Genomic DNA, 6,055 nt, shown 5'->3' with positions numbered 1-6,055 from the left:
CCGGACGGGGCGCTTGCCGCGCCAGGGCGGCTGTGCCATGTACGGGGCAACGGCGCGCGGGCAGGGCGCGCCACATTCCGGCCTGCGGGCCGCCATCCGGGGTTGCGCCACGGGATGGAAGCGACATGCGCAACACATCGGTCCATGCGGCCCATGCGACCGGGGAAGCCCCCGGCAGATCTTCCGGCCACGCGGCAGGCGAAGCCGCCACCGAACAACGCATCATCACCAGTTGCACCCGCGACTGCCCAAACAGCTGCGGCCTTGTGGCCACCGTGCGCGGTGGCCGCCTGGTGCGACTGGCGGGCGACCCGGACCACCCGCTGACGCGCGGCAAGGCCTGCGTCAAGGCGCAACGCTACGTGAAGCGGGTGTACAGCGCGGAACGCATCACGCACCCGCTGGTGCGCGACCACGGCCACCAGCCGTGGCGGCGCGCCACGTGGGACGAGGCGCTGGACCGCATCGCCGCGCGCATGAACGCCATCCGCGACGAATCCGGCACGGAAGCCATCCTGTACTATCAGGGCTACGGCGAACGCACCGCGCTGAAGCTGCTGAACCGCTACTTCTTCAACCTGTTCGGCGGGGTGACCACCCTGCGCGGCTCGCTGTGCGGCGGGGCGGGGCAGGGGGCGCAGAACCTCGACTTCGGCCAGCGCGTCTCGCACGACCCGCTGGACCACTGCAACAGCAACTCGCTCATCCTGTGGGGCAGGAACCCGGCGTCCACCCAGATCAGCCTGGTGCCCATCCTGCGCGAGATACGCAAGCGGGGGGCCACGGTGGTGCTGGTGGACCCGGCCCGCAACCGTTCGGCCCCGCTGGCCGACCGGCACATCGCCCCGCGCGCGGGCGCCGACGCCTTTCTGGCCATGGCGGTGACCAAGCTCATTGTGCGCGTCGGGGGCGAGGACCGTGAATTCATGCAGCGTCACGCCGAGGGCGCGGCGGAATACCTGCGCATCCTTGACCGGTACACGGTGGACGACCTGTGCGCCCGCTGCGGCGTACCCGTGGCCGACGCGGAATTTCTGGCGGACATGATGCTGCGCCAGCGGCCCACGTCCATCCTGCTGGGCTGGGGCATGCACCGGCACGAGGCGGCGCACCTGTCCATCCGCGCCGTGGACGCGCTGGGGGCCATCAGCGGCAACATAGGCGTGCCGGGCGGCGGGGTGAGCCAGGGCTTCGAGGAATACGGCCCCTACGACCAGCAGTACTGGGGCGACGGGCTGAACCCGCCCCGGCGCACCCTGCTTCTGCCCGAGATAGGGCGCGAGATACTGGACGCGCGCAACCCGGAAATCCGCATGATCATGGTCACTGCGGGCAACCCGGCCTGCATGGCGGCGGATGCCGGGGCCGTTGCCCGCGCCTTCCGCAAGGCGGAATTCGTGGTCTACTCCGGCCACTTCATGGACGACACGGCGGATCTCGCCCACGTCTTCCTGCCTGCCACCACATTCCTGGAAGAAGACGACGCCGTGGCCAGCTACGGCCACAACTACGTGGGGCCGGTGAACAGGGCCATCGAGCCGGTGGGCGAGTGCCGATCGGAATTCATGATGTTCCACGACCTTGCGGCGCGCTTTTCCTTTGCGGAACGCTTCCGGCGCGGCGTGGACGAGTGGCTGCGCGACCTGTGCATGCCCGTGTGGCAGCAAGGTTGCACCCCGGAGCGGCTGCGCGCCGGAGCCTTTCGGCTGGACGCGCCCATGACGCCCTGGGCGGACAAGATATTTCCCACGCCGTCCGGCAGGTTCCGGTTCATGACCGACTTCGACCCCGGCGGGCTGGGCACGGTGGATCCGGACTATCCCTACCGCCTGCTGACCATTGCCCCGCACGGGTACATCTGCTCCGAACGCACCATGGCCGAACACGACGCCCTGGCCGAGGTGGCGCTGGCCACGGAAGAGGCCGCCCGACTGGGCTTGGCAGACGGCGCGGTGGTGCGGGTGGAAAGCAGCGTGGGCGCGGTGAAGGCCATCCTGCGCACCGCAGACGGCCAGCGGGCGGACATCCTGGTGGCCGAGCGGGGCGGCTGGAACAAGGCCGGACACGGGCTGAACCTGCTCACCCGCGCGCTGTCCAGTCTGGTGGGACGCGGCACGCCGTACTACGAGACCGGCGTGCGGGTAACCCCGTGGCCTGACGACGGCGTCACGGGTCTGCGCGTGCTGGTCGTGCAGCACAGTAACGACGCCCCCGGCGGCAATTTCTGCAAGGAACTGGCGCGCTGCGGCGCGGTGCTGACCACCCTGCGGCCCGGATTGGGTGACGTGCCTTCGGCGGGAGACGCCCTGCCGTCCTGTGACGAGGCGCTGGCCAGGTACGATGCGCTGGTGGTGCCGGGCGGGCCGCAGCACTGCCGGGACGATGCGGAATCGCCGCATTTCCCGCATCTGATGGACCTGCTGCGCGCCTTTGACGCGGCGGGCAGGCCGGTGGCGGGCATCTGCCTGGGGGCGCAGTTGCTGGCCCGCGCTCATGGCGGCAGGCCGTGGACCATGGATGCGCTGGAATTCGGCTTCGTGGCCTGCATGCCCACCGATGCCGGGCTGGCCGATCCCGTATTGTCCGGCGCGCTGCCCCTGCCGCGCCTGATGTCCTTCCACGAGGACACCTTCGACCTGCCGCCGTGGGCCACCCTGCTGGTGCGGGGCGCCCGGTGCCGCAACCAGTGTTTCCGCGTGGGCAACGCCTCGTACGGGTTCCAGTTCCACCTGGAGGTGGATTCCGCCATAGTGCAGGACTGGGTGGACATGCTCCGCAAGGGGCGCCTGGGCGAATACGCGACCTGCCGAGAAAAATACGACGACGCGTACTTCGAGGGCCTGACCCGCGACCTGCCCCTGCTGGTGGAGGCCTGCGGGGCGTTCTGCCGCAAGGTGGCGGCGGCGTGGCTGGCCCTTGCCCGGCGGGAAGGGCGTTGAGGCCGCCCCGGCGCAGGCCGGGCGGGAGCGCCTGTGGTCGGGGCCATGCCCGTACGCTTTGAAATCGCACGGCGAAAGCGCACGCCCCGTATCCTCCATGGCGAAAGGGTGTGGAGGTTGATCGCGCCTAGTGCAGTTCGCGTCCAACCCACACTGCGCGGCCAAGGATGCGGATGCCGTCGGCCAGACCGTCGCGCACATCGATCGCCAGGGGCGGACAGGCCGCGTTGTAGCCGGTGAGAAGCAGCTTGCCGGGCACGGCGTTGCTGACCTTGAGGTACACCATGCCCTCGACATCCACGGCGTATACCTTGCCCGGACGTGTGTCGCGTTGGCTCTGGTCGATCAGCACCGCGTCGCCGTTCAGGACGTAGGGCTCCATGCCGTCACCGTCGACACGCATGAGCACCATGCTCGACGGCGTTCCCCGGCGCTGCAGGAACTCCGTCCTGAAGGCGTATTCCCCTTCCGCGCCCTCCCGCGAGGCGAAAGCGCCGTTTTCCGTCGAGAGCCGGGCCGCCACCATCGGCACCATGACAAATTCGCAACCGGCGCCTTCGGGCATTGCCGACGATGGCGCGGGCCTGTCTGCCGCGCCTTCGGGCCGTTGCGTCTGGCGCATGGGACCCTTTCCCAATAACAGCCAGTTGGGATTCACATCGAGCATCAGGCAGACATGGCTTGCAAATGCAATGTCCGGCAGGGAATCGCCACGCTCGTATCTTCCGAGAGTGGTTTGCGGCACCCCGATGATTTGTGCAAATCTGGCTTGACTGATTTGCCCGCGCAGCTCCTTGAGCCGTTTCTGAATGTTGCTCATACCGCAACTGTTCCACTTGAAAAGGTTTTATTGTGGGTTGCTCTTGTAATATCGGTGTAGTACTGCGAAGTTGCGTGATAGTGCGATAAGAGTTGGTGCTGGGTGTTTTAGCTGTTTTTGGCTTGATTTGCCGCTGGATCCGGATTATGAATGAGCTAATAATGGCTTGCAAAAGGTTGCACATGGCCCCACAAAAGCCAACCTACCTGCCCCGCTGTCATGGGTCAACGGCAACGATACATTACGGATCGGGCGGCCTTTCCATCCTGAAGCCTGCATGCCCGACGGTGAGCAGCGGCGGTTTCTTTCGGGGGGGGGCGGCCATGATGGGCGCTGTCGGCCTGCGTTTGCCGTGAGCCACATCGCGGCAGGGCGGCGAGGCCTGTAACATTTGTGCAGGCGGCGGATGTCATGTCGGCCGGAGGGCGCGCAAGCCGTGGGGCAACGGTCGGGCGTGCCAGCAGGATGTGGAATCCCCGAAACCGCAAGAGACTGTGGGAGGAAAGAACATGATGAATCTGGAACAGCGGCAGCTTTGCGGAGTGCGCCGGGCACGGATGCGCTTTCGGATTCGCGAGGTATTGGACCGTAACAACACCAACGCCAAACGGATAGCGGAAGCCCTTGGCATTTCCCATCAGGCTGTCCTCAAAGTGTTGCAGGGCAACTCGCATTCGATTCGGGTTCTTGATGCCTTGCGGGCGGCGGGTGTGCCGGAACGGTACCTGTTCGACCCCCGGTCCGAGCACGCCATGGAACTGGTGCCCACGTAAGAGGAAGGGACGGGGACGTGATGCTCCAGGGCATCGCCTTGACTGTCCCCGACAATGCGAACCTGGAAATAGAATCCGGCGAGTTGCGCATTGCCGGGAGGGAAGCCTTTCTGACGGGCGTCAACGCAAGGATCGGCACCTTCGATGGCGATGGAGCGGTGTTCCTCAGCCAGCTCAAGGCGTTGATCACGTCACTGGACGGCACTCCCTCGCATGCCGCAACGGCGTCTCTGGTGGCATGCCCCTTGTCCGGGCAGGCCGTGGACATGGGCGGCAAACGCCTGTTCGTCCTGGCGCTGCGCAACGCCACGGAACTGCGGAAGATGCAGGAGGTGATGGCCCAGGCCGAAAAGGCGCTGTCGGCGGGCGACATGGCGGCGGGCATCGCCCACGAGATCAACAACCCCCTGGGGGCCATCATGCAGGCCTCGCAGAACATGCAGCAGCGCATGAACACCGTGCTGCCCGCCAATGTCGCCGCAGCGCAGGAGGCGGGGCTGGACCTTGATGCCCTGCAACAATATTTGCGGATACGCAAGGTGGACCGGCTCATCGAGGATATCCGGACTGCCGCCGTCCGTATTTCGGATATCATCCGGCACATGCTGGATTTCAGCCGCAGCAGCGCCGCGCGCAGCACCGCCTGCGACCTGAGGGGGCTTGTGGACCGCGCCGTGAACCTGGCAGCCAGCGATTACGACCTGAAGAAGAATTACGATTTCAGAAAGATCACCATCGATAACCGCATGGCGGACGACCTGCCCCTGGTGCCCTGCGTGGAGACCGAGGTGGAACAGGTGCTGCTGAACCTGCTGCGCAACGCGGCACAGGCCCTGTCTGGGATGACCCAGCCCCGCGACGACCCGCGCATCGTGCTGCGTGCCTTTCCGCTGGAGGGCTGGCTGCGCCTGGAGGTGGAGGACAACGGCCCCGGCATGCCGCCGGAGGTGCAGCGCCGCATCTTCGAGCCGTTCTACACCACCAAGCCGCCGGGGGTAGGGACGGGCCTTGGCCTGTCGGTGTCGTACTTCATCATCACCAAGGGGCACGAAGGACGCATGACCGTGGAATCGCATCCCGGCGAGGGCAGCGTGTTCCGCGTCGACCTGCCCGTGGGGAAACCGGTCGCTCCGGATGAAGGAACACAGTCCCCCACCGATGGGGCTTCGGGCGGTGAGAGAGGGACCGGGGGAAAACCCGTCGGCTAGCATGCTTTCGGGCAAGGCGGGAGCGGTCGGGGGAGCGGAGCCGCAGGAATTTTCCGACTCCGGCGTTCGGCTCTCCGGCCCGCGCATGTTCATGCCATGACGCACAAGGCCCCCGGCTCAAGCCGGGGGCCTTTCCGCGTGGCCGTGCAGGGTGACCCGCGGACAGGAGGATGCATCAAGGAACCGATGCATCACGGATGTTCCGTCCGGCATTCCACCGGTCGCGGGGTGCAGCCCGCGTCGCCGGAGCGCCGGACCGCCGGAGCGGAGGAGGCGGCAGCCGGGCCGCCCTCCGGAACAATGGTGCGCGCCCGG

4 protein-coding genes are annotated in these 6,055 nt (G+C 66.9%); 3 read left to right on the top strand and 1 reads right to left on the bottom strand.

Annotated features, from left to right (window positions below; translation table 11 throughout):
- Positions 1-125: 125 nt before the first annotated feature.
- Positions 126-2,939, top strand: coding sequence for a molybdopterin-dependent oxidoreductase (locus FVW20_RS05720; protein WP_196608673.1), 2,814 nt, complete (start codon positions 126-128; stop codon positions 2,937-2,939).
- Between the two features lie 127 nt (positions 2,940-3,066).
- Here FVW20_RS05720 and FVW20_RS05715 read toward each other — a convergent pair whose 3' ends face one another.
- On the bottom strand, positions 3,067-3,759 hold the full coding sequence (locus tag FVW20_RS05715) for an XRE family transcriptional regulator (protein WP_196608672.1): 693 nt from the start codon (positions 3,757-3,759) through the stop codon (positions 3,067-3,069).
- A 509-nt stretch (positions 3,760-4,268) separates the two neighbouring features.
- Here FVW20_RS05715 and FVW20_RS05710 point away from each other — a divergent pair.
- Both FVW20_RS05710 and FVW20_RS05705 read left to right on the top strand, forming a co-directional pair.
- The gene (locus FVW20_RS05710; protein WP_196608671.1) at positions 4,269-4,532 is read left to right on the top strand and encodes an XRE family transcriptional regulator; all 264 of its coding nucleotides are present in this window, start codon (positions 4,269-4,271) and stop codon (positions 4,530-4,532) included.
- Between the two features lie 20 nt (positions 4,533-4,552).
- Positions 4,553-5,740, top strand: coding sequence for a sensor histidine kinase (locus tag FVW20_RS05705; RefSeq protein ID WP_231038900.1), 1,188 nt, complete (start codon positions 4,553-4,555; stop codon positions 5,738-5,740).
- Positions 5,741-6,055 lie beyond the last annotated feature (315 nt).

Origin of the sequence: Nitratidesulfovibrio oxamicus (assembly GCF_015731765.1) — a bacterium.
GTDB classification, from domain to species: domain Bacteria; phylum Desulfobacterota; class Desulfovibrionia; order Desulfovibrionales; family Desulfovibrionaceae; genus Cupidesulfovibrio; species Cupidesulfovibrio oxamicus.
The sequence above is the reverse complement of the archived record's forward strand: the minus strand, read 5'-3'. Positions and strand labels throughout refer to the sequence as shown.